18 protein-coding genes and 2 tRNA genes are annotated in these 20,911 nt (G+C 69.9%); 3 read left to right on the top strand and 17 right to left on the bottom strand.

The window, feature by feature from the left end; genetic code table 11:
• Nucleotides 1-85: 85 nt before the first annotated feature.
• The 7 genes from mreD to ACFYZE_RS00375 form a co-directional block, all read right to left on the bottom strand.
• The gene (gene mreD / locus ACFYZE_RS00405; RefSeq protein ID WP_388986264.1) at nucleotides 86-754 is read right to left on the bottom strand and encodes a rod shape-determining protein MreD; all 669 of its coding nucleotides are present in this window, start codon (nucleotides 752-754) and stop codon (nucleotides 86-88) included.
• Between the two features lie 12 nt (nucleotides 755-766).
• Nucleotides 767-1,705 (bottom strand): rod shape-determining protein MreC, encoded by a 939-nt coding sequence (mreC, locus tag ACFYZE_RS00400; RefSeq protein WP_388986261.1) that lies wholly within the window; start codon nucleotides 1,703-1,705, stop codon nucleotides 767-769.
• 156 nt (nucleotides 1,706-1,861) lie between these two features.
• Entirely contained in the window at nucleotides 1,862-2,881 is a 1,020-nt protein-coding gene (locus ACFYZE_RS00395; RefSeq protein WP_103845224.1) for a rod shape-determining protein, read from the bottom strand.
• 342 nt (nucleotides 2,882-3,223) lie between these two features.
• Nucleotides 3,224-3,637, bottom strand: a complete 414-nt coding sequence (gene ndk / locus ACFYZE_RS00390) for a nucleoside-diphosphate kinase (protein WP_388986258.1) — start codon at nucleotides 3,635-3,637, stop codon at nucleotides 3,224-3,226.
• A 157-nt stretch (nucleotides 3,638-3,794) separates the two neighbouring features.
• On the bottom strand, nucleotides 3,795-4,151 hold the full coding sequence (locus ACFYZE_RS00385) for a DUF4233 domain-containing protein (protein WP_388986255.1): 357 nt from the start codon (nucleotides 4,149-4,151) through the stop codon (nucleotides 3,795-3,797).
• A gap of 6 nt (nucleotides 4,152-4,157) precedes the next feature.
• Nucleotides 4,158-5,666, bottom strand: a complete 1,509-nt coding sequence (locus ACFYZE_RS00380; protein ID WP_388986252.1) for a bifunctional folylpolyglutamate synthase/dihydrofolate synthase — start codon at nucleotides 5,664-5,666, stop codon at nucleotides 4,158-4,160.
• 113 nt (nucleotides 5,667-5,779) lie between these two features.
• A complete protein-coding gene (locus ACFYZE_RS00375; protein ID WP_388986249.1) occupies nucleotides 5,780-8,404 on the bottom strand; it encodes a valine--tRNA ligase in 2,625 nt (874 codons plus the stop codon).
• A 138-nt stretch (nucleotides 8,405-8,542) separates the two neighbouring features.
• Here ACFYZE_RS00375 and ACFYZE_RS00370 point away from each other — a divergent pair, with 138 nt between their 5' ends.
• Nucleotides 8,543-9,586, top strand: a complete 1,044-nt coding sequence (locus tag ACFYZE_RS00370) for a hypothetical protein (protein ID WP_388986246.1) — start codon at nucleotides 8,543-8,545, stop codon at nucleotides 9,584-9,586.
• A 77-nt stretch (nucleotides 9,587-9,663) separates the two neighbouring features.
• Here the strand turns inward: ACFYZE_RS00370 and clpX are convergent, their stop codons facing one another.
• The 5 genes from clpX to ACFYZE_RS00345 form a co-directional block, all read right to left on the bottom strand.
• Entirely contained in the window at nucleotides 9,664-10,950 is a 1,287-nt protein-coding gene (clpX, locus tag ACFYZE_RS00365) for an ATP-dependent Clp protease ATP-binding subunit ClpX (protein ID WP_200417377.1), read from the bottom strand.
• 191 nt (nucleotides 10,951-11,141) lie between these two features.
• Nucleotides 11,142-11,822: an ATP-dependent Clp protease proteolytic subunit gene (locus tag ACFYZE_RS00360; RefSeq protein ID WP_103842517.1), complete on the bottom strand. Its 681-nt coding sequence runs from the start codon at nucleotides 11,820-11,822 to the stop codon at nucleotides 11,142-11,144.
• Between the two features lie 326 nt (nucleotides 11,823-12,148).
• Entirely contained in the window at nucleotides 12,149-12,760 is a 612-nt protein-coding gene (locus ACFYZE_RS00355) for an ATP-dependent Clp protease proteolytic subunit (RefSeq protein WP_181139167.1), read from the bottom strand.
• A gap of 507 nt (nucleotides 12,761-13,267) precedes the next feature.
• Nucleotides 13,268-14,653, bottom strand: a complete 1,386-nt coding sequence (tig, locus tag ACFYZE_RS00350) for a trigger factor (protein WP_388986241.1) — start codon at nucleotides 14,651-14,653, stop codon at nucleotides 13,268-13,270.
• A 207-nt stretch (nucleotides 14,654-14,860) separates the two neighbouring features.
• Nucleotides 14,861-14,937: transfer RNA gene (locus ACFYZE_RS00345), tRNA-Pro, on the bottom strand.
• A 153-nt stretch (nucleotides 14,938-15,090) separates the two neighbouring features.
• Here ACFYZE_RS00345 and ACFYZE_RS00340 point away from each other — a divergent pair.
• A tRNA-Gly gene (locus ACFYZE_RS00340) sits at nucleotides 15,091-15,161 on the top strand.
• 657 nt (nucleotides 15,162-15,818) lie between these two features.
• Here the strand turns inward: ACFYZE_RS00340 and ACFYZE_RS00335 are convergent.
• The 3 genes from ACFYZE_RS00335 to ACFYZE_RS00325 form a co-directional block, all read right to left on the bottom strand.
• Nucleotides 15,819-16,013, bottom strand: coding sequence for a hypothetical protein (locus tag ACFYZE_RS00335; RefSeq protein WP_103842525.1), 195 nt, complete (start codon nucleotides 16,011-16,013; stop codon nucleotides 15,819-15,821).
• Nucleotides 16,014-16,288: 275 nt separating this feature from the next.
• On the bottom strand, nucleotides 16,289-16,741 hold the full coding sequence (locus tag ACFYZE_RS00330; protein ID WP_388986237.1) for an HD domain-containing protein: 453 nt from the start codon (nucleotides 16,739-16,741) through the stop codon (nucleotides 16,289-16,291).
• 99 nt (nucleotides 16,742-16,840) lie between these two features.
• The gene (locus ACFYZE_RS00325) at nucleotides 16,841-18,019 is read right to left on the bottom strand and encodes a PP2C family protein-serine/threonine phosphatase (protein ID WP_388986234.1); all 1,179 of its coding nucleotides are present in this window, start codon (nucleotides 18,017-18,019) and stop codon (nucleotides 16,841-16,843) included.
• A 149-nt stretch (nucleotides 18,020-18,168) separates the two neighbouring features.
• Between ACFYZE_RS00325 and ACFYZE_RS00320 the strand changes: the two genes are divergently transcribed.
• Nucleotides 18,169-19,398, top strand: coding sequence for a GNAT family N-acetyltransferase (locus tag ACFYZE_RS00320; RefSeq protein WP_388986231.1), 1,230 nt, complete (start codon nucleotides 18,169-18,171; stop codon nucleotides 19,396-19,398).
• A gap of 39 nt (nucleotides 19,399-19,437) precedes the next feature.
• Here the strand turns inward: ACFYZE_RS00320 and ACFYZE_RS00315 are convergent, their stop codons facing one another.
• Entirely contained in the window at nucleotides 19,438-20,247 is an 810-nt protein-coding gene (locus tag ACFYZE_RS00315; RefSeq protein ID WP_388986228.1) for an Fpg/Nei family DNA glycosylase, read from the bottom strand.
• A gap of 84 nt (nucleotides 20,248-20,331) precedes the next feature.
• Entirely contained in the window at nucleotides 20,332-20,817 is a 486-nt protein-coding gene (locus ACFYZE_RS00310; protein WP_388986225.1) for a ribose-5-phosphate isomerase, read from the bottom strand.
• Nucleotides 20,818-20,911 lie beyond the last annotated feature (94 nt).

Here is a 20,911-nt window from a genome sequence, read left to right as displayed (position 1 = left end):
GCGTTGGTCACTGCTGCCGCCCCCTCTCAGCGCACGTACACGTCATATGAGTACACGGTCGACCTGTGCGGCCGAGGTCCTGTCGTCACAGCCGCTTGACCCCCTTGATGCGTCCCGCGCGGGCCACCCGGGCCTTCGCGGCTCTGACCCTCAGGCCGCTGCGCTGGCTGCCGATGCGCAGCCCGGTTCCGGAGGACAGCCAGCCGGAGGAGACGTCGGCCGCCTTGGCGGAGTTGGTCTCGGCGAGCGGGTCGTTGTCGGCGCGGCGGGCCAGGGCCATGAGCCCTGGGACCACGAAGGGCGCGAGCAGCAGGTCGTACAGCGCGGCGGTGAACAGCAGGCTCGGCAGGCCCACATGGCGGGCGGCGGTGTCGCCCACGAGGGCGCCCACGCCCGCGTACAGCAGGGTGGAGCCGATGGCGGCGGCGACCACCACGGCCATGGGGCCGCTGGCGGACTTCAGGCGGCCGTTCTCCGGCTTGGCGAGTCCGGCCAGGTAGCCGATGACGCACAGCACGAGTGCGTAGCGGCCGGCGGCGTGGTCGGCGGGCGGGGCCAGGTCGGAGAGCAGGCCGGCGCCGAAGCCGACGAGGCAGCCGCCGACGTGGCCGTAGACCAGGGCGAGGCCGACGACGGTCAGCAGCACCAGGTCCGGGACGGCGCCGGGCAGGTGCAGACGGGCGAGGACGCTCACCTGGATCACCAGGGCGACGAGGACCAGGGGGGTGGCGAGCAGCATCCGGTTGAGGCGCATCAGGTTCGGCTCCTAGGGCGTCTGCTGCCCGCCGTCGGCGGAGGCCGAGGGGGTGACGGTGACGGTCACGGTCGGCGTGGGCGTCGGCTGGGGCTTCGGTGGCAGGACGGTGTCGCGCGGGTCCTTCTTCGGCGCCTGGACGACGACGCCGACGACATCGAGCTTGGTGAAGGACACGAACGGGGTCACGTAGATCGTGCGCGTCAGGTCACCGCCGGAGGGGTCGACCCGGGAGACCACGCCGACCGGGACGCCCGGCACGAACGGTCTGTCGGCCTCGGAGCCGAAGGTGACCAGACGGTCGCCCTTCTTCACGTCCGCCTTGGCGTTGAGGAGCTGCACGCGCAGCGGGCGGTCGCCCTGCCCGGAGGCGAACCCGAGTTCGTCGCTGCCCTCCATCCGGGTGCCGACGGTGAAGTCGGGGTCGTTGGCCAGCAGCACCGTCGAGGTGTCGGGGCCGACGGTGGTGACACGGCCGACCAGCCCGTCGCCGTTGAGGACGGTCATGTCGCGCTTGATGCCGTCGTTCGCGCCCACGTCGATGGTGACGGTCCAGGAGAAGCCCTGGGCCGCTCCTATCCCGATGACCTCCGCGCCCTTGATGCCGTACTGGCCCTCGCCCGCCACCCGGATCATCTTGTCGAGCTGCTTGAGCCGGCTGCGGTTGCGGTCGTCGCTGCCCAGCTTCGCCTTCAAGGCCGCGTTGTCGTGCTCCAGTTGGGCGATGCGGTCGTGCCGGCTGCCGGAGTCGCGTACGGCCGCGATCGCGTTGCCGACGGGGTCGACGGCGGACGACACCCCGTTCTCGATCGGGCCGAAGACCGTGGCGGCGGCCTGACGGGCACCTTCGACCGGTGAGTCCTGGCCACCGCGGATGTCCACCGTGATCAGAGCGAACGCGATGGCGATCAGCAGCACCAGGAGCAGCCGGCTCTCTCGTGTGTCCCTCACGTGCGGCGGCCGTGCCTTCCTCGTCGGATGGGAGGTTGGGGATGGGAGGTTCGGTATGGGTGATTCTGTTGCTGGCGATCAGAGGCTCATGCCTCTATATCAACGATCCGCCGCACGAGCACAGATGGTCTCGTACGGCGGAGTCGGCGCGTCGCGTCATCTGCGGGGCTGGGCGTCCAGCACCTGCTGGAGCGCCTCGAACTCCTCGACGCACTTGCCGGAGCCGAGCGCCACGCTGTCCAGCGGGTCCTCGGCGATGTGGATCGGCATGCCGGTCTCCCGGCGCAGCCGCTCGTCGAGGCCGCGCAGCAGGGCGCCGCCGCCGGTCAGGACGATCCCGCGGTCCATGACGTCGCCGGACAGCTCCGGCGGGCACTTGTCGAGGGTCGTCTTGACCGCGTCCACGATCGCGTTGACCGGCTCCTCGATGGCCTTGCGGACCTCGGCCGCCGAGATGACCACGGTCTTGGGCAGCCCGGACACCAGGTCCCGGCCGCGGATTTCGGTGTGCTCGTCAGTGTCGAGGTCGTACGCCGAACCGATCGTGATCTTGATCTGCTCGGCCGTCCGCTCACCGAGGAGGAGCGAGTACTCCTTCTTGACGTACTGGATGATCGCGTTGTCCAGTTCGTCGCCCGCGACGCGGATGGACTGGGCGGTGACGATGCCGCCGAGCGAGATGACCGCGACCTCCGTGGTGCCGCCGCCGATGTCCACCACCATGTTGCCCGTGGCCTCGTGGACCGGCAGGCCGGAGCCGATGGCGGCGGCCATGGGCTCCTCGATGATGTGCACCTGGCGGGCGCCGGCCTGGGAGGACGCCTCGATGACGGCCCGGCGTTCAACGCCCGTGATGCCCGAGGGCACACAGACGACGACCCGTGGACGAGCCAGATACCGCCGCTTGTGGATCTTCAGGATGAAGTAGCGGAGCATCCGCTCGGTGATCTCGAAGTCGGCGATCACGCCGTCCTTCAGCGGGCGCACGGCCACGATGTTGCCCGGCGTCCGGCCGATCATCTTCTTCGCTTCCGCGCCGACCGCGAGGATGCCACCGGTGTTGGTGTTGATCGCGACGACGGACGGCTCGTTGAGTACGATCCCGCGACCCCTGACGTACACCAGCGTGTTGGCGGTCCCGAGGTCGACAGCCATGTCACGGCCGATGAACGACATTGAGTTCCCCATCAGGATTCGTCTGGCCTCCCCAAGTGGACCGTTGGACAGCTTTCATCGGGGCGGCGAAGTGGGTGCTGTGACGTGAAGGCTTACATCGTAGTCTCGCCTGCACGAAACACTGCGCGAGGGTCTCCGCCATTGTCAGCAGATGACGCGTCGCCTCGCTTCTGGAGACGGGCGTTCGGAGGTAGCCGTTCCCCCGAACGCACCGCATATGCCAAGGTTCGACGGGGTTTCCGGGGCCGGGAATCCCGGTAGGGCCGTTACGGCATCCGGGTGACGTGACAAACCCTCAGAAATCATCCACAAGACGGCTTCGGAAGTTCATCATTCTTGAGCTCAGAAGCGCCCGGGAAAGAAGATCTTCAGCTCGCGCTCGGCGGACTCCTCGGAGTCGGAGGCGTGGATGAGGTTCTCGCGGACGATCACCCCGAAATCGCCGCGGATCGAGCCCGGGGCGGCGACGAGGGGGTCGGTGGCTCCGGCGAGCGCGCGCACGCCCTCGATGACCCGCTCGCCCTCGACGACGAGCGCGACGACCGGCCCGGATGCCATGAACTCCACCAGCGGCTCGTAGAACGGCTTGCCCTTGTGCTCGCCGTAGTGCTGCTCCAGCGTGTCCTGGTCCAGGGTGCGCATGTCCAGCGCGCTGATGGTCCAGCCGGCCTTGCGCTCGATACGGCCGATGATCTCGCCGATCAGCCCGCGACGAACGGCGTCGGGCTTGAGGAGGACGAGGGTGCGCGAGGTCACGAGAGGGCTCCTTTACCAAGGTTTTCGGTGCGTAGAGGTTACAGGGCGGTCCTGGGTGGACGTTACGCAGCGTCAGGTGCCCTCTGGTGCGGTGGCCGACCGGGGACTGCGCCCCCGGGCCCCGCTTTCGGCCTGACCGGCCTCGTCCTCGAATTCCTCAGGCGCCGGACGGGCTGTTCTGGCCGCCCTCGGCCGAAAAGCGGGCCTTCGCCTCGTCGATCTTCCGCCCGTAGTGGACCGACGCCCACCACAGGGCGGCGAAGACCGCGCCCATGAAGAACATCGTCGGCACGAAGAACCCGGCGGCGATCAGCGCGATCTGCAGCGCCCAGCCCAGCTGGACCCCGCCGGGCCGGGTGATCATGCCGCACAGCAGGATGCTGAGCACCATCGCGATCCCGCTGACCGTCCACACGGTGCCCGTGGACAGGCCCGGGTCCTTCATGGCGACCAGCCCGGCGAAACCGATGACGAAGAACTCGCCGATCAGAGTCGAAGCACACAGCGTACGCACGAGACGTCAGCCCTTCCCCAGCAGCAGTCGGGCCTCGCCGACGGTGATGACGGAACCGGTGACGAGCACGCCGGCGCCCGCGTACTCCCCCTCCTCCTCGGCCAGTGTGATCGCGGCCTCCAGCGCGTCCGGCAGCCTCGGCTCGACCTGGACGCGCTCCTCGCCGAAGACCTCCACGGCGATCGCGGCCAGCTCGTCCGCATCCATCGCACGGTGGCTGGAGTTCTGGGTGACCACGACCTCGGCGAAGATCGGCTCGAAGGCCTCGAGCAGCCCCCGTACGTTCTTGTCGCCGCTCGCCCCCACGACCCCGATCAGCCGGCTGAAGTCGAACGCCTCGCTCACCGCCTCCGCGGTGGCCCGGGCGCCCGCCGGGTTGTGGGCGGCGTCCAGGACGATCGTCGGGGAGCGCCGTACGACCTCCAGGCGGCCCGGGGACGACACCGACGCGAAGGCCTTGCGGACCGTGTCGATGTCCAGAGGCTCGGGGCGCTGGGAGCCGACGCCGAAGAACGCCTCGACCGCGGCGAGCGCCACGGCGGCGTTGTGGGCCTGGTAGGCGCCGTGCAGCGGCAGGTACACCTCGTCGTACTCGCCGCCGAGACCGCGCAGCGTGAGCAGCTGCCCGCCGACCGCGACCTGCCGCGACACGACCCCGAACTCCAGCCCCTCACGGGCCACGGTCGCGTCCACCTCCACGGCCTTCTTCAGCAGCACCTGGGCCGCGTCGACCGGCTGCTGGGCGAGGATGACGGTGGAGTCGGACTTGATGATCCCGCCCTTCTCACCCGCGATCTCGCCGGGCGTGGAGCCGAGCCGGTCGGTGTGGTCCAGGTCGATGGGGGTGACGACGGCGACGTCCCCGTCGATCACGTTGGTGGCGTCCCAGCTGCCGCCCATGCCGACCTCGACGACCGCGACGTCCACGGGCGCGTCCGCGAAGGCGGCGTACGCCATGCCGGTGAGCACCTCGAAGAAGGACAGCCGGTACTCCTGCGAGGCGTCGACCATCTCGATGTACGCCTTGATGTCCTGGTACGTCTCCACGAACCGCTCGGCGGAGATCGGGGCGCCGTCCAGGCTGATGCGCTCGGTGATCGACTGGACGTGCGGGCTGGTGTACCGGCCGGTGCGCAGCTCGAAGGCGCCGAGAAGGGCCTCGATCATGCGCGCGGTGGAGGTCTTGCCGTTGGTGCCCGTGATGTGGATGGAGGGGTACGAGCGCTGCGGCTCCCCCAGTACGTCCATCAGCGCGGAGATACGGCTGACGGACGGCTCCAGCTTGGTCTCGCCCCAGCGGGTGGCCAGCTCGGCCTCGACCTCGCGCAGGGCCTTGTCGACCTCGGGGTCCTCGGGTCGCGTGGGCACGTCGGCCTGCGGCGGGCCGCCCTGGGTGCGCAGGGTTCGGCTGCCGGCCTCGATCACTGCGAGATCGGGGTCGCGGTCGGTCTCGGCCTCGACGATCTGCTCGAAGGGATCGCTCTCGTTGGGGTCGCGCGGGGGCAGGTCACTCACGGGGCCAGTCTACGGAGGAGCAGTGACAACCGGACGTCAAGGCCCCCGGAGCCTTGGGGTTCCGGGGGCCTTGGGTGCCCGAAGGTGGGTTTCGCCGCGGCTGCGCGGAAGCGCTACGCCTGCGGCAACCGCTCCAGCTGCGCCTGGATCCGGGCGATGTCCTCCTCGGCCTTGGCGAGCCGCGTGCGGATCTTCTCCACCACGTTCTCCGGCGCCTTCGCCAGGAACGCGTCGTTCCCCAGCTTCGCCGTGGCCTGGGCCTTCTCCTTCTCGGCGGCGGCGAGGTCCTTGGCGAGACGCTTCCGCTCGGCCGCCACGTCGATGGTGCCGGACAGGTCCAGCGCCACCGTGGCCCCCGCCACCGGCAGGGTCGCCGTGGCCGTGAAGCCCTCACCCTCCGGCTGCAGGCGCAGCAGCTGACGGATGGCGGCCTCGTGCGGGGCGAGCGCCGTGCCGTCCAGGGTCAGGCGGGCCGGGACGCGCTGGCCCGGCTGCAGGCCCTGGTCGGCGCGGAAGCGGCGGACCTCGGTGATCACCGACTGGAGGGTCTCGATCTCCTTCTCGGCCGCCGGGTCACGGAAGCCGCTGTCCTGGGGCCACTCGGCGACGACGACCGACTCACCGCCCGTGAGGGTGGTCCACAGGGTGTCGGTGACGAACGGGACCACCGGGTGCAGCAGCTTCAGCGTGACGTCCAGGACCTCGCCCAGGACGCGCTTGCTCGCCTCGGCGGCGGCACCGCCCGCCTGGAACGTCGTCTTGGACAGCTCGACGTACCAGTCGAAGACCTCGTCCCACGCGAAGTGGTACAGGGCGTCGCTGAGCTTCGCGAACTGGAAGTCCTCGTAGAACGCGTCGACTTCGGCGACGGTCTTGTTCAGGCGGGACAGGATCCAGCGGTCGGTGGCGGACAGCTGCTCCGGGGCGGGCAGCGGCCCCTCGATCGTCGCGCCGTTCATCAGCGCGAAACGGGTCGCGTTCCAGATCTTGTTGGCGAAGTTACGGGACGCCTGGACCCAGTCCTCGCCGATCGGCACGTCGGTGCCGGGGTTGGCGCCGCGGGCCAGGGTGAAGCGGACGGCGTCGGAGCCGTACTTGTCCATCCAGTCCAGCGGGTCGACGACGTTCCCGAACGACTTGGACATCTTCTTGCCACGCTCGTCGCGGACCAGACCGGTCAGGGCGATGGTCCTGAAGGGGACCTCGCCGTCCATGGCGTACAGGCCGAACATCATCATCCGGGCAACCCAGAAGAAGATGATGTCGTGGCCGGTGAGCAGGACGTCGGTCGGGTAGAACTTCCGCAGGTCCTCGGTCTGTTCGGGCCAGCCGAGGGTGGAGAACGGCCACAGGCCGGAGGAGAACCAGGTGTCGAGGACGTCGGTGTCCTGGCGCCAGCCCTCGTCGGCCGGCGGCTCCTCGTCCGGTCCGACGCAGACGACCTCGCCGTCCGGGCCGTACCAGACCGGGATGCGGTGGCCCCACCACAGCTGGCGCGAGATGCACCAGTCGTGCATGTTGTCGACCCAGTCGAAGTACCGCTTCGACATGTCCTCGGGGTGGATCTTCACCCGGCCGTCGCGGACGGCGTCACCCGCGGCCTTGGCCAGCGGGCCGACCTTGACCCACCACTGCATCGACAGCCGCGGTTCGATGGTGGTCTTGCAGCGCGAGCAGTGACCCACGGAGTGGACGTACGGCCGTTTCTCGGCGACGATCCGGCCCTGCGAGCGCAGGGCGGCGACGATGGCGCTGCGCGCCTCGAAGCGGTCGAGGCCCTGGAAGGGGCCGTGCGCGGTGATGACGGCGCGCTCGTCCATGACCGTGATGGACTCCAGGCCGTGGCGCTGCCCGATCGCGAAGTCGTTGGGGTCGTGGGCCGGAGTGACCTTGACGGCGCCGGTACCGAACTCGGGGTCGACGTGCGTGTCCGCGACGACGGGGATGGAGCGGTCGGTCAGCGGCAGCTTGATGCGCTTGCCGACCAGGTGCCGGTAGCGCTCGTCGTCGGGGTGAACGGCGACGGCCGTGTCACCGAGCATGGTCTCGGCGCGGGTGGTGGCGACGACGAGGGTCTCGTCGCCCTCGCCGTACTTGATGGAGACGAGCTCGCCGTCGTCCTCCTGGTACTCCACCTCGATGTCCGAGATGGCCGTCAGACAGCGCGGGCACCAGTTGATGATGCGCTCGGCGCGGTAGATCAGCTCGTCGTCGTAGAGCTTCTTGAAGATGGTCTGGACGGCCCTGGACAGGCCCTCGTCCATGGTGAAGCGCTCGCGCGACCAGTCGACGCCGTCACCGAGGCGGCGCATCTGGCCGAGGATCTTGCCGCCGTACTCCTCCTTCCACTGCCAGACGCGCTCGACGAACTCCTCGCGGCCCAGGTCGTGGCGGGACTTGCCCTCCTCGGCGAGCTGCTGCTCGACCTTGTTCTGGGTGGCGATGCCGGCGTGGTCCATGCCGGGCAGCCACAGCGACTCGTAGCCCTGCATGCGCTTGCGGCGGGTGAGGGCGTCCATCAGCGTGTGCTGGAAGGCGTGGCCCAGGTGGAGCGAGCCGGTGACGTTCGGCGGCGGGATGACGATGGTGTACGCCGGCTTGTCGCTCTTGGCGTCCGCCTCGAAGTAACCGCGCTCTACCCAGCGCTCGTACAGCGGCCCCTCTACATCGGCCGGCGCGTACTGGGTCGGCAGTTCGGTGTCGGGCGCTGATGGCTGCTGCTGAGCGTTCTCGGTCACGGGGGTCAGTTTAGAGGTGTCACCGCCCCGTCCCGAAACGCGATTCTTTCGTAACGGCGAGCGCCCCGGGGACCCGGCGTTCCCCGGCCTGCGCCAGGATGTCAGGGCCACACAAGCGTCTGGAGGGGAACCCAGAACATGAGCTACAACCAGCCGGGCCCGTACGGCGGGCAGCCCCAGCAGCCCGGACCGTACGGTCAGCCGGGGCAGGGGCAGCCGGGGCCGTACGGTCAGCCGGGCCCCTACGGCCAGCCGCCGCAGGCACCCCCGCCCCAGCCCGGCTACGGCTACCCCCAGCAGCCCCCGCAGGCGCCCGGCTACGGCTACCCCCAGCAGCCCCCGCAGGGTGCCCCGCCCCAGCAGAACCCGTACGCCCAGCAGCAGCCGCAGCCGCCCTACGCACAGCAGCAGCCTCCGTACGGCCAGCCGCCATACGGTCTGCAGCAGCCCTACGGCGTTCCGCAGCCGCCGGTCCCGGGGGATGGCCGTAAGAAGACGGGGCTGATCATCGGCGCGGTGGCGGTGGTGGCGGCGATCGCGGTGGGGGCGTACTTCGTCATCGGCGGCGCCGGGTCGTCCGGTCTCGCGGACGACGGTCCTCACAAGCTGACGACGCCGCAGAAGGTGCTCGGCGAGTACACCCGGGCGACCAAGGAGGGCGACACCCGCGACACCAGTTCCAACACCGCCAAGGACCTGGAGAAGAGCGGCGTCAAGAACGGCACCGCCGTCTTCGGCGCCTACTCGACGGCCGACCTGAGCAACTACGACCCGAACGATCCTTCGACCCTGCCCGACAAGTCCAAGCTGCTCACGGCCAAGGGCGTCACGCTCATCGGGGCCTACGGCAAGATCGCCGATCCGAAGGCGTCTCTGGACGCGTACTTCGCCCAGATCAAGAAGGACTTCCAGAAGAACTCCTCCGGCAGCAGTGCCGCGGGCAGGAGCGAGCTGGTCGGCGAGCCCGAGTCGGTCGACATCGACGGCGCGGTCATGAAGTGCCAGGCGGCCAAGGGGACCAACCAGCTCACCAAGCAGCAGCAGACCGACTGGTTCTGCGCCTGGGCCGACTACAGCACGATGGCCATGGTCTCCCCGGGCAACAACGCGGCCGACGTGTCGAAGGACACCGCGGCCGACATCACCCGCAAGCTCCGCAACGACGTGCGCGTCAAGGCCTGACGTCGCCGTACGCCGCAACGGTGAAGGGGCCCCGGTCGGTTGACCGGGGCCCCTTCACCGTGTGTACGGGGTGGCGGCTACGCCGTCTTCTGCTCGCCCGGGCCGCGCCCGCGCGCGTCGCGCGGGATCAGGGTCGGGTTGACGTTGCGGAGCACCACGTCGGCGGTGATGACGACGCGGGCCACGTCCTTGCGGGACGGGACCTCGTACATCACCGCCTGGAGGACCTCCTCCATGATGGCGCGCAGACCACGGGCGCCCGTCTGGCGCAGGATCGCCTGGTCGGCGATCGCTTCGAGCGCCTCGCGCTCGAAGTCCAGCTCCACACCGTCGAGTTCGAAGAGCCGTTGGTACTGCTTCACCAGGGCGTTGCGCGGCTCGACCAGGATCTGCAGCAACGCCTTGCGGTCCAGGTTGTGGACCGAGGTGATGACCGGGAGACGGCCGATGAACTCCGGGATCATCCCGAACTTCACCAGGTCCTCCGGCATGACGTCCTCGAACTGGTCCTTGGCCTCCAGTTCGCGCTTCGAGCGGATCGTGGCGCCGAAGCCGATGCCCTTCGCCCCCGCCCGGGACTCGATGATCTTCTCCAGGCCCGCGAACGCGCCGCCCACGATGAACAGCACGTTCGTCGTGTCGATCTGGATGAACTCCTGGTGCGGGTGCTTGCGGCCGCCCTGGGGCGGGACCGAGGCGGTCGTGCCCTCCAGGATCTTCAGCAGGGCCTGCTGGACGCCCTCGCCGCTGACGTCCCGGGTGATCGACGGGTTCTCGCTCTTGCGGGCCACCTTGTCGATCTCATCGATGTAGATGATGCCCGTCTCGGCCTTCTTGACGTCGTAGTCGGCCGCCTGGATGAGCTTCAGCAGGATGTTCTCGACGTCCTCGCCGACATACCCCGCCTCCGTCAGCGCGGTCGCGTCGGCGATCGCGAACGGGACGTTCAGCATGCGCGCCAGGGTCTGGGCGAGCAGGGTCTTGCCGGAGCCCGTGGGGCCCAGCAGCAGGATGTTCGACTTGGCCAACTCGATGGCGTCGTCGCGGCCTTGGGCGCCGCCGTTCTCACCGGCCTGGACCCGCTTGTAGTGGTTGTACACCGCGACGGACAGGGCCTTCTTGGCCGCCTCCTGGCCGACCACGTACCCCTCGAGGAACTCGTAGATCTCGCGGGGCTTGGGAAGCTCCTCCCAGCGCACCTCGCTCGTCTCGGCGAGCTCCTCCTCGATGATCTCGTTGCAGAGATCGATGCACTCGTCGCAGATGTACACACCGGGGCCTGCGATGAGCTTCTTGACCTGCTTCTGGCTCTTGCCGCAGAACGAGCACTTGAGCAGATCGCCGCCGTCACCGATGCGTGCCACGGTGTGCTTCCCCTTCGCCTGGGAGACGCCTTACGTCCAGCGGCTCCTGGTGCTGCCTTATGTCGACGGTACCTTGCCGGGCCCCCCGTTCGGGCCCCCCTTGGCACGGTTCGCTTCGACGTGAGCCGGGGCAAACCGTGCCAAGGGGCGGCAGACGATACAGGTCCGGTGACGAATCGCGTGGATTCGTGTCAGCGGACCGCGGTGTTGTTCATCTTCCGGGTCGAGATGATCTGGTCGATCAGGCCGTACTGCAACGCGTCCTCGGCCGTGAGGATCTTGTCGCGCTCGATGTCCTCGCGGATCTTCTCGATCGGCTGGGTGGAGTGCTTGGCCAGCATCTCCTCCAGCTGGGTCCGCATCCGGAGGATCTCGTTGGCGGCGATCTCCAGGTCGGAGACCTGGCCGCGGCCGGTCTCGCTGTAGGGCTGGTGGATCAGCACACGGGCGTTCGGCAGCGCCATGCGCTTGCCCGGGGTGCCCGCGGCCAGCAGCACGGCGGCGGCGGAGGCGGCCTGGCCCATGCAGACCGTCTGGATGTCCGGCTTCACGAACTGCATCGTGTCGTAGATGGCCGTGAGCGCGGTGAAGGAGCCGCCGGGGCTGTTGATGTAGACCGAGATGTCACGGTCGGGGTCCATCGACTCCAGGCACAGCAGCTGCGCCATGACGTCGTTGGCGGAGGCGTCGTCGATCTGGACGCCGAGGAAGATCACGCGCTCCTCGAAGAGCTTCGCGTACGGGTCGTACTCACGGATGCCCTGCGAGGTGCGCTCGACGAAGCGCGGAATGACGTAGCGGGACTCGGCCGCGGGGCCGGTGTACTCGGCGCGCATACGGTCGTAGATGCCGCTGCCGGGGAAGTCGTTCACGGTGTCTCCTGAAGGGGGCTGGGGCGGTGGCTGGGGGCTGGAGGGGCACTGGGGGCTGTTCGGGTCCTTGTGGGTCCTGTACGGCCGCTGCGGCTGCTGCCGGGCCCGGGGACCGGTGGGGGTCCTCGGGCGCCGGCCGGGCCCCTGCAGGGGCCTGTGGCCGTGCCGGGGACCGGGAGCCCTCACGTGCCCGGGCGGACCGGCTGGGCCGGGCTCGACCGGTCCGGGGGCCGGCCGGCTGCCCGGCTGCGCAGGCCTTGGGGCCTCGCGAGAGGCTCACGGCCCGCCTGGGCGGCCGTCGGGCCTCGAGCGGACCCGGTGAGCCCTTACGAGCCCGCCCCGGTGCCTCCGCCGCCCGGCATGCCGGCAGCGGTGGTGATGACCTCGTCGATCAGGCCGTACTCCTTGGCCTCCTGGGCGTCGAACCAGCGGTCGCGGTCCGAGTCCCGGGTGATCTGCTCGACCGACTGGCCGGTGTGGAAGGCGGTCAGCTCGGCCATGCGCTTCTTGGTGTGCAGCAGCCGCTCGGCGTGGATCTTGATGTCCGACGCGGAGCCGGCGAGGCCGGCCGAGGGCTGGTGGATCAGGATCTCGGCGTTGGGCAGGGCGAAGCGCTTGCCCGGGGTGCCCGCGCTGAGCAGGAACTGCCCCATGGAGGCCGCCATGCCCATGGCGATCGTCACCACGTCGTTCTTGATGTACTGCATGGTGTCGTAGATCGCCATGCCGGCCGTGATCGAGCCGCCCGGGCTGTTGATGTACAGGTAAATGTCCTTGTCCGGGTCCGAGGCAAGGAGCAGCAGCTGTGCGGTGATCTTGTTGGCGATGTCGTCGTCCACCGGCTGGCCGAGGAAGATGATCCGCTCGTTGAGCAGCCGGTTGTAGACCTGGTCGCCGAGGCCGCCACCGATGGAAGGCTCGCCGGCGGCGGAGGGCATCAGATTCGTCACGTATCCACCTGCTCGTCTTACGACGGCACGGGGCCGTCTCACGTGTCCTGCTGGGGCTTGGGACCCCTTCCAACCCCCTGCGGGGCGGCTTCGGGGACTCCCCTGCCCTCGTATTCATGGACCCTAACGCGCGGGTCCCTTCGGGGAATCCCGCATAGGGGACTGTTCGCTGTGAGCGCATGCGCTCCGCTTGGGCCGACGGGGGTGGTGCTGGGGCTTGGTCGTGAGGGGCCCGGTGCCGGAGGTGCCGTCGCGGCGATCCGCCCCGGGCCCCGAGTCCATTGTCGCCGTGAGGAGTGTCGTCGTCGCGTCGGTGCCGGTCGTGTGCGGCTGATCGCGCCCACGCGGCGGAGCCGCACAGTGTCACAGCCCCGCACTCCTGACGGGGCGCCCCTTCCCGACCGCTCATGAACGCACCGTGACCGTTCCGTATACGCCGACGGGCCCAGAGGCGTGCGCCTCTGGGCCCGTCCGACGCTGTCGTGCCGGTGGGGGTTACGCCTCCGGCTTCTCCTCGGTGGCCTCGGCGGGGGCGTCCGTGGAGGTCTCCGCCTCCTCCGACTCCTCCTCCTCGTCGTCCAGGTCGACGATCTCGCCGTTGGTGTCCTTGACCGTCGCGGCCTCGACGACCAGCGCCAGGGCCTTGCCGCGGGCGACCTCGCCGACCAGCATCGGGACCTGGCCGCCCTCGACGACCGCCTGGGCGAACTGGTCGGGGGACATGCCGGAGGAGGCCGCGCGCCGCATGAGGTGCTCGGTGAGCTCCTCCTGGTTGACGTTGAGCTTCTCCTTGTTGACCAGCTCGTCGAGGACGAACTGCGTCTTGATGCCCTTGATCGCGGCCTCGCGCGTCTCGGTCTCGAACTCCTCGGCGGTCTTGCCCTGGATCTCCAGGTACCGGTCGAGGGTCAGACCCATCTGGGCGAGCTGGTGGTGCTCGAGGTTGTGCTTACGGGTGTTGATCTCGTCCTCGAGGAGCTTCTCGGGGACCGGGACCTCGACCAGCTCGAGCAGCTTGTCCAGGACACGCTCCTGCGCCTGCGTGGCCTGGTCGTACTGCTTCATGTTCTCGAGGCGCTTGCGGCTGTCCGCCTTCAGCTCCTCCAGCGTGTCGAACTCGGACGCGAGCTGCGCGAACTCGTCGTCGAGCTCCGGCAGTTCCCGGGCGGCGACCTGGGTGACCTTGACCGTCACCTCGGCCTCCCGGCCGGCCGCCGAGCCGCCCTTCAGCTCGGAGGTGAAGGTGGCCTCCTCGCCTGCCGACAGGCCCTTCACGGCGTCGTCGATCCCGTCCAGCAGCTCACCGGAGCCGATCGTGTAGGAGACGTCCTTGGCGACGCCGTCCTCCAGGACCTCGCCGTCGACCTTGGCCTCCAGGTCGATCGTGACGACGTCGCCGTCCTCGGCGGCGCGCTCGACCGGGGAGGTGGAAGCGAAGCGGTCGCGCAGCTGCTGGACCGACTTCTCGATGTCCTCGTCGGTGACCTCGACGGCGTCGACCTCGACCTCGATGCCGGAGAAGTCCGGGATCTCGATGGTCGGGCGGACGTCGACCTCGGCGGTGAAGGACAGCAGCTCGTTGTCCTTCAGCTCGGTGATGTCGACCTCGGGCTGGCCCAGCGGGTTCAGCTCGGCCTCGTTGACCGCCTCGGTGTACAGCTTGGGCAGCGCGTCGTTGACGGCCTCCTCCAGCACGGCGCCACGGCCGAACCGCTGGTCGATGACCCGGGCCGGGATCTTGCCCTTGCGGAAGCCCTTCACCGTGACCTGCTGGTTGATCTTCTTGTACGCCGCGTCGAGGCTGTCCTTGAGCTCCTCGAAGGGCACCTCAACAGTGAGCCGAACCCGGGTCGGGTTCAGGGTCTCCACGGCGCTCTTCACGGTTCGGTCTCCTTGTGGCTGACTTCTTGGGGTTCTGCCGAGCCTGCGCCACCCGGAGGGGCGGGCATGCCTTCGGCGGATTCGCGGGCCCCTGCCTGAGAGACATGGCAGTGCAGACACACGGGCGCGCAGCTTGCATAGTAACCGCAGGCACTGAGCGCCCCCAAAGGCGATCACGTGAGTCGGCCCCGGGCCATGCCGGACCGGTGGTCGGGGTGGCGGGATTTGAACCCACGGCCTTCCGCTCCCAAAGCGGACGCGCTACCAAGCTGCGCCACACCCCGTCTGGTGCGACACGTAGGGTACATGCCCGGACCCGGCCGAGTCGGCCGGATTGTTCGCAGGGCGTGTGTGAGCCCAACGCGTTGGCCTACGAGGCGGGCGACCCGCTACGATGCCTTCTGTGCCGCGGTCGGTGACCTGCGGCGCGTCGTGTTGCGGGCGTAGCTCAATGGTAGAGCCCTAGTCTTCCAAACTAGCTACGCGGGTTCGATTCCCGTCGCCCGCTCTGACGGCTCAGGGCCAGGTCGGAGGATCACTCCTCCGACCTGGCCCTGAGCGTTTCCGGAGGGTCTGCCGGGTCCGGCGTCCCCCCGCGCGCCCCTTCGGCTTGCGAACTTTTTCACCGACGCGGCTAGAACCGCCGAGCGAAGCGTGTGTAGGCGCGTGCCTGGCCGCGCACGCTGCCGGCACCTCTGGTGGCCGCCGCTTCCATTCGCCTCGCTTCCGGACTCGAAACCGTCCGGCTCCGTTCACGGCGTACCAGCATGATCGTCACGGCCGCCACGACGGACCCGACCGCTGACGCGGTCTGCACCAGGTACACCATCGTCCCCCCTCCCGCGCCCCGGCACTGATCACCAGGGACCGCGGTGGAGCGTACCCATCGGCCATCGGTGGCTGAACAGGGAAGGGCGCCAACAAGTCGCAAAGAGCAGGAGGCAGCCGTCCGTGCCCCCCGTGTGCCCTTGTGGCGACGCTCCCTCGGCTGTGGCGATGCCCCCTCGGCGCGGAACGGCGCGTCCAGGCACGCCGCGCCCAGGTCACGGCCGATCGGCGATCGGCGGCTCGTCCGCCGGGGCGGCGGTCGCGGACGTCGCCCGGACCGACCAGCCCGACTCCGCACGGAGCCGAACCGTCCGATGCCGGGCGTGATCCCGTGCGCTCAGAAGCGGATCGAGTTGATCGTGTCCGCTATCGAGTTCAGGAAGCGGTTGATGGACGGAGCCATGCCGGTGGAGGCCAGGAAGAACCCGAAGAGGATCGCCACGATCGCCGGTCCCGCCTTGATCGATCCCCCCCTGACCATCACCACCAGGATGATCGCCAACAGCAGCACCACTGACAGCGAAATCGCCACAACTGATCACACCCTCGGTCGGTCCGCTCTCCCGGCCCGGGGCGCCGTCCCCTGCACACCCCGCCAGAACCATCGTGCCACCAACCGGCCCGCCCTATGCGGCCGCTGGGGCATCGTCGACCACCTTGGCGCCAACTCGTCACAGCGAGGATCGGTACGCCACGGTCAACCCGGTGGCGACACAGGGCAATCGCGCGGGATCGCTACAGCGGATCGACAGTGATCGTTTTCACGTCCGCAGTCCGCCCCGTGCGCCCATCACTGCTGACGATCCGTCAGTCACCGGCGGTGAGGCCGAGGTACTGCCGCATGGTGGCGTACTTGCGGGTGAGCCGCTCCGCGGTGGGGGCGTCGAGGACGGCGAGCCGCTGCGGATCCGCGTTGTGGGCGAGGTCCGCCGCCTTCACCAGACGGGCGCCGGGGGTGGCGAGAATGCGCCGCGCATAGGCCTGCGGGTCCTCGCCGGGCCGCTTGGTGACGGCCCGCACGACGGCCTTCGTCGTGGGGGACAAGGGGGCGGTGTCGAGCCACTCCTCACTGAGGACGCCGTCCTCCACGGAGTCGTGCAGCCAGGCGGCGGCGACGAGTTCGTCTCCCCCGCCGCGGGCGCGCACACCCTCGGCGACGGCCGCGAGGTGCTCGGCGTAGGGCCGTCCGGCCTTGTCCTTCTGCGCGGAGTGCGCGGCGCGGGCGACGGCCTCGACCTCGGCCGGTGTCATGAACGACATGGGCGGGATCCCCCCGACTCTGCTTCCACACCACCTGGCATGGCCGGGCGGGGAGTACACCCTCGCCGGCCACCGCGGACGCGACCCCGGAGCGCCTCCTCAGCGCACCGCCTGCGCCGTCGCCGCCTCCCGGCAGATCAGCAGCAGCGCCCGGTCGTCGTTCACGTCCTTCGCGACCGCCTCGATGAGATGCCAGGCCGCGCCGCGGAAGCCGCCCGCCACATAGCGGTCGGCCTCGCCCATGAGGCGGTCCATGCCTTCCACGATGTCACGGTCGGACGTCTCCACCAGGCCGTCCGTGAACAGCATCAGCACGTCGCCGGGGCGCAACGTCCCCTTCACGGAGTCGAACTGGGCGCCGTCGTAGACGCCGAGGAGCGGCCCCTCGGCCGCCTTCTCCTCCCAGCGGCCGCTGCCCGCGCTGAGCTGCAGGCCTGGCGGGTGCCCGGCGGAATAGAGCTCGTAGTCGCCGGACTCCAGGTCCAGGACCAGGTGGATGGAGGTCGCGAAGCCCTCGTCCCAGTCCTGGCGGAGGAGGTAGCCGTTCGCCGCGGGCAGGAACGCGTGCGGTGGGAGCGATCCCAGCAGGCCGCCGAACGCCCCGGACAGCAGCAGGGCACGCGACCCGGCGTCCATGCCCTTGCCGGAGACGTCGGTGAGGACGACCTCCAGTGTGCGGCCGCCGTTGGTGCGGGCCGCCACCACGAAGTCGCCGGAGAAGGACTGCCCGCCGGCCGGTCTGAGCGCCATCTCGCGGTGCCAGCCCAGCGGCAGTTTCGGCAGCTTGCTCTGGACCCGGATGCGTTCCCGCAGGTCGAAGAGCATGGTCCCGCCACGCCGCCACGGCACCCCGACCCGGCTGCGGAACTGCGCGATCAGCAGGCCGAAGAAGCCGCATGCCGCGACCACCAGCACGATGCCCGGAGTGACCCGCGACGGCCCCTCGGTGTAGGGGCCGAGTTTGACGGACTCGACGATCAGCGCGGTCGCGGCGGCGGCGTACAGGCCGAGCAGACTGGACGGGCGCAGCAGCAGGCCGCCGGCGACGATCGGGAGAACCAGGACGGCCGGTGAGCACCAGACGGGGTCGGCCAGGGTGACCGCCGCGATCAGCGGGATCATCAGCAGCAGGCCGGCCAGCGCGACCCAGTCCGAGCCGTCCCCGCGGAAGTAGTCCACGGCGGATCGGCGCAGGCCGGTGCGGGCCCGGTGCCACTGCTTCTTCAACCGGGCCGTGAACGTCTCGGCTGCCGCGCGCCGCCCTCGTCCTGCTGCCATTGTTCGGGACCCTATCCATCGGACCAGCCCCTTGGCACGGGAGGTCCCACTTGTCCCCCGTCCGAGCGCTGAACTTCACAGGAAGCGGGGCCCCGTAACGCGGGAGAAATTCCCTCGCTCGCCCCGCATTGCCCTGATAGGCATGCCACATGACGACGGACGTGCGCGTGCTGCGGCAGGACGAGTGGGATACGTGGTACGACAACCTGGTCCGGGCCTTCGGCGGCGCGGACCAAGCACCCGAAGAGCGTGCATTGGATCGCGAACTCACCGAATTCGATCGATCCCTGGGCGCATGGGACGGAACCACGTGTGTCGGCACTGCGGGCGCCTTCAGCTTCCGCCTCACCGTCCCCGGCGGCGCCTCGGTCCCCGCCGCGGGCGTCACCATGGTGAGCGTGGCGGCCACACACCGCCGACGCGGGGTGCTGACCTCGATGATGCGCCGGCAGCTGGACGACGTCCGCTCCTGGGGGGAGCCGCTGGCGGTGCTCACCGCCTCCGAGCCCGCGATCTACGGCCGGTTCGGGTACGGCGCGGCGACCTTCCAGCTGGGCGCCGAGATCGACACGAGCCGCGTCGAGCTGTCCGTTCCGGCCGGCACGGATGACGTACGGCTGCGGTACGCGGCCCCCGCCGACGTGCTCGACGCCTGTGAGGCGGTGTACGCACGGTTGGTGCCCGGCCGTCCCGGCATGCTGGAGCGGCGGCCCGGCTGGGAGCGGGCGGGGCTGCTGGACCCGGCGAGCGAGCGGGACGGGGCGTCCGCGCTGCAGTGCGTGGTCGCCGAGCGCGAGGGCGAGATCACGGGGTACGCCCGCTTCCGCACCAAGCTCGGCTGGGGGGTCGCCGGGCACGACGGGACGGTGACCCTGGTGGACCTGGCCGCGCTCGACCCGGCGACGGACGCGGCGCTGTGGCGCTTCCTGTTCGGCGTGGACCTGACGACGACGCTGCTCGTGCGGTCGCGGCCGGTCGACGACGCCTGGCAGCACCTGGTGTCCGACATCCGGCGGTGCCGGCCGCGGCTGAGGGATGCCCTCCATCTGCGTCCCGTCGAGGTCGGTGCGGCCCTGGAGGCCCGGACGTACCAGGCCCCCGTGGACGTGGTGTTCGAGGTCGAGGACGCCTTCTGCCCCTGGAACGAGGGGCGTTGGCGGCTGACGGGCGACGCGAAGGGCGCCTCGTGCGCGCGTACGACGGACGCGGCCGATCTCGCCCTGTCCGTGCGGGAGCTGGGGGCGGCGTATCTGGGCGGGGTGTCGCTGACGTCGCTGGCCGCGGCCGGGCGGGTACGGGAGCTGCGGCAGGGCGCGCTGGCGGAGGCGTCCCTGGCGTTCGGCTCGGTGGTGGCGCCGTGGCTGCCGCACGGGTTCTAGTGCCCGGGTCGCGAAGGGCTCTGTGAGCTCTGCGAGGGCCTATGACCTCTGGCAGCCGGGGCACCAGAACAGGTTGCGGGCGGCGAGACCGGCGGTGCGGATCTCGCCGCCACAGAGGTGGCAGGGCAGGCCGGCCCTGCGGTACACGTACACCTCGCCGCCGTGGTCGTCGACGCGCGGCGGGCGGCCCATCGCCTCGGGGGTGTGTTCGGGCCGCACGGTGTCGATGCGGTTGGTGCGGACGCCCTCACGCATCAGGGCGACGAGGTCGGCCCAGATCGCGCCCCACTCGGCGGACGTGATGTCCCTGCCCGGCCGGTAGGGGTCGATGCCGTGCCGGAAGAGGACCTCGGCGCGATAGACGTTGCCCACTCCCGCGATGACCTTCTGGTCCATGAGCAGGGCGGCGATGCTCGTGCGACTGCGGCGGACACGCCGGTGGGCGGCCTCCGGGTCGGCGTCGGCGCGCAGCGGGTCGGGACCGAGGCGGCCGTGGACCGCGGCCTTCTCCTCGCCGGTGACCAGCGCGCAGGTGGTGGGGCCGCGCAGGTCGACGTAGGCGGTCGGATTCGCCAGACGCAGCCGGACCGTGTCGGTGGGCGGGGGCGCGGGGGCGTCGCCGAAGGTGACCTTGCCGAACAGGCCGAGGTGGATGTGCACCCAGTCGGCGCCGCGGAAGCCGAGGAAGAGGTGCTTGCCGTGGGCGTCGGCGCTGTGCAGCTCGACCCCGTCGAGGAGGGCGGCGGCGTCGGCGAACTTTCCCTGGGGGCTGGTGACGGCGACCGCGCCGCCGGCGAACCGTGCCGCGTAGTCCCGGGCCAGCCGGTGGATGGTGTGCCCCTCTGGCACGGCTTCCCTCAACCTCTCACAACACCGGGCCGCCGGGGAGCACCACCGCTCCCTGGCCTGCCCCTGCCCCTGACCTGCCGGTTCTCAGCCCTGCGGGTGGTGCGGGGGGATCGGCGGCAGCTCGCCGGTGGTCTCGTACGAGGACAGCATGTCGATGCGTCGCTCATGCCGCTCGTCGCCCGAGAACGGCGTGTTCAGGAACGTCTCGACGAACTTGGTCGCCTCCTCCACCGTATGCATCCGGGCACCCACGGCGACGACGTTCGCGTTGTTGTGCTGCCGGCCCAGGGAGGCCGTCTCCTCGCTCCAGGCGAGGGCCGCCCGCACGCCCTTCACCTTGTTCGCGGCGATCTGCTCCCCGTTGCCGGAGCCGCCGATCACGATGCCGAGGGCGTCCGGGTCCGCGGCGGTGCGCTCCGCGGCACGGAGGCAGAACGGCGGGTAGTCGTCCTGGGCGTCGTAGATGTGGGGCCCGCAGTCGACGGGCTCGTGCCCGGCGGCCTTGAGCCACTCGACGAGGTGGTTCTTCAGTTCGAAACCGGCATGGTCGGAGCCGAGGTACACGCGCATGGTCCGAGTCTGTCATGTCCGTCGCGGCTCGGCCTCGCGGGGTGACGGCCAGGAATAGGTGTGAGCTACACCATAGAACCTCAAGAAAACCTCA

This window comes from Streptomyces sp. NPDC001796 (assembly GCF_042892355.1).
In the GTDB taxonomy this organism is placed as follows: Bacteria; Actinomycetota; Actinomycetes; order Streptomycetales; family Streptomycetaceae; genus Streptomyces.
Note: the sequence above shows the minus strand (reverse complement) of the source record. Positions and strands in the feature narration are given on the sequence as shown.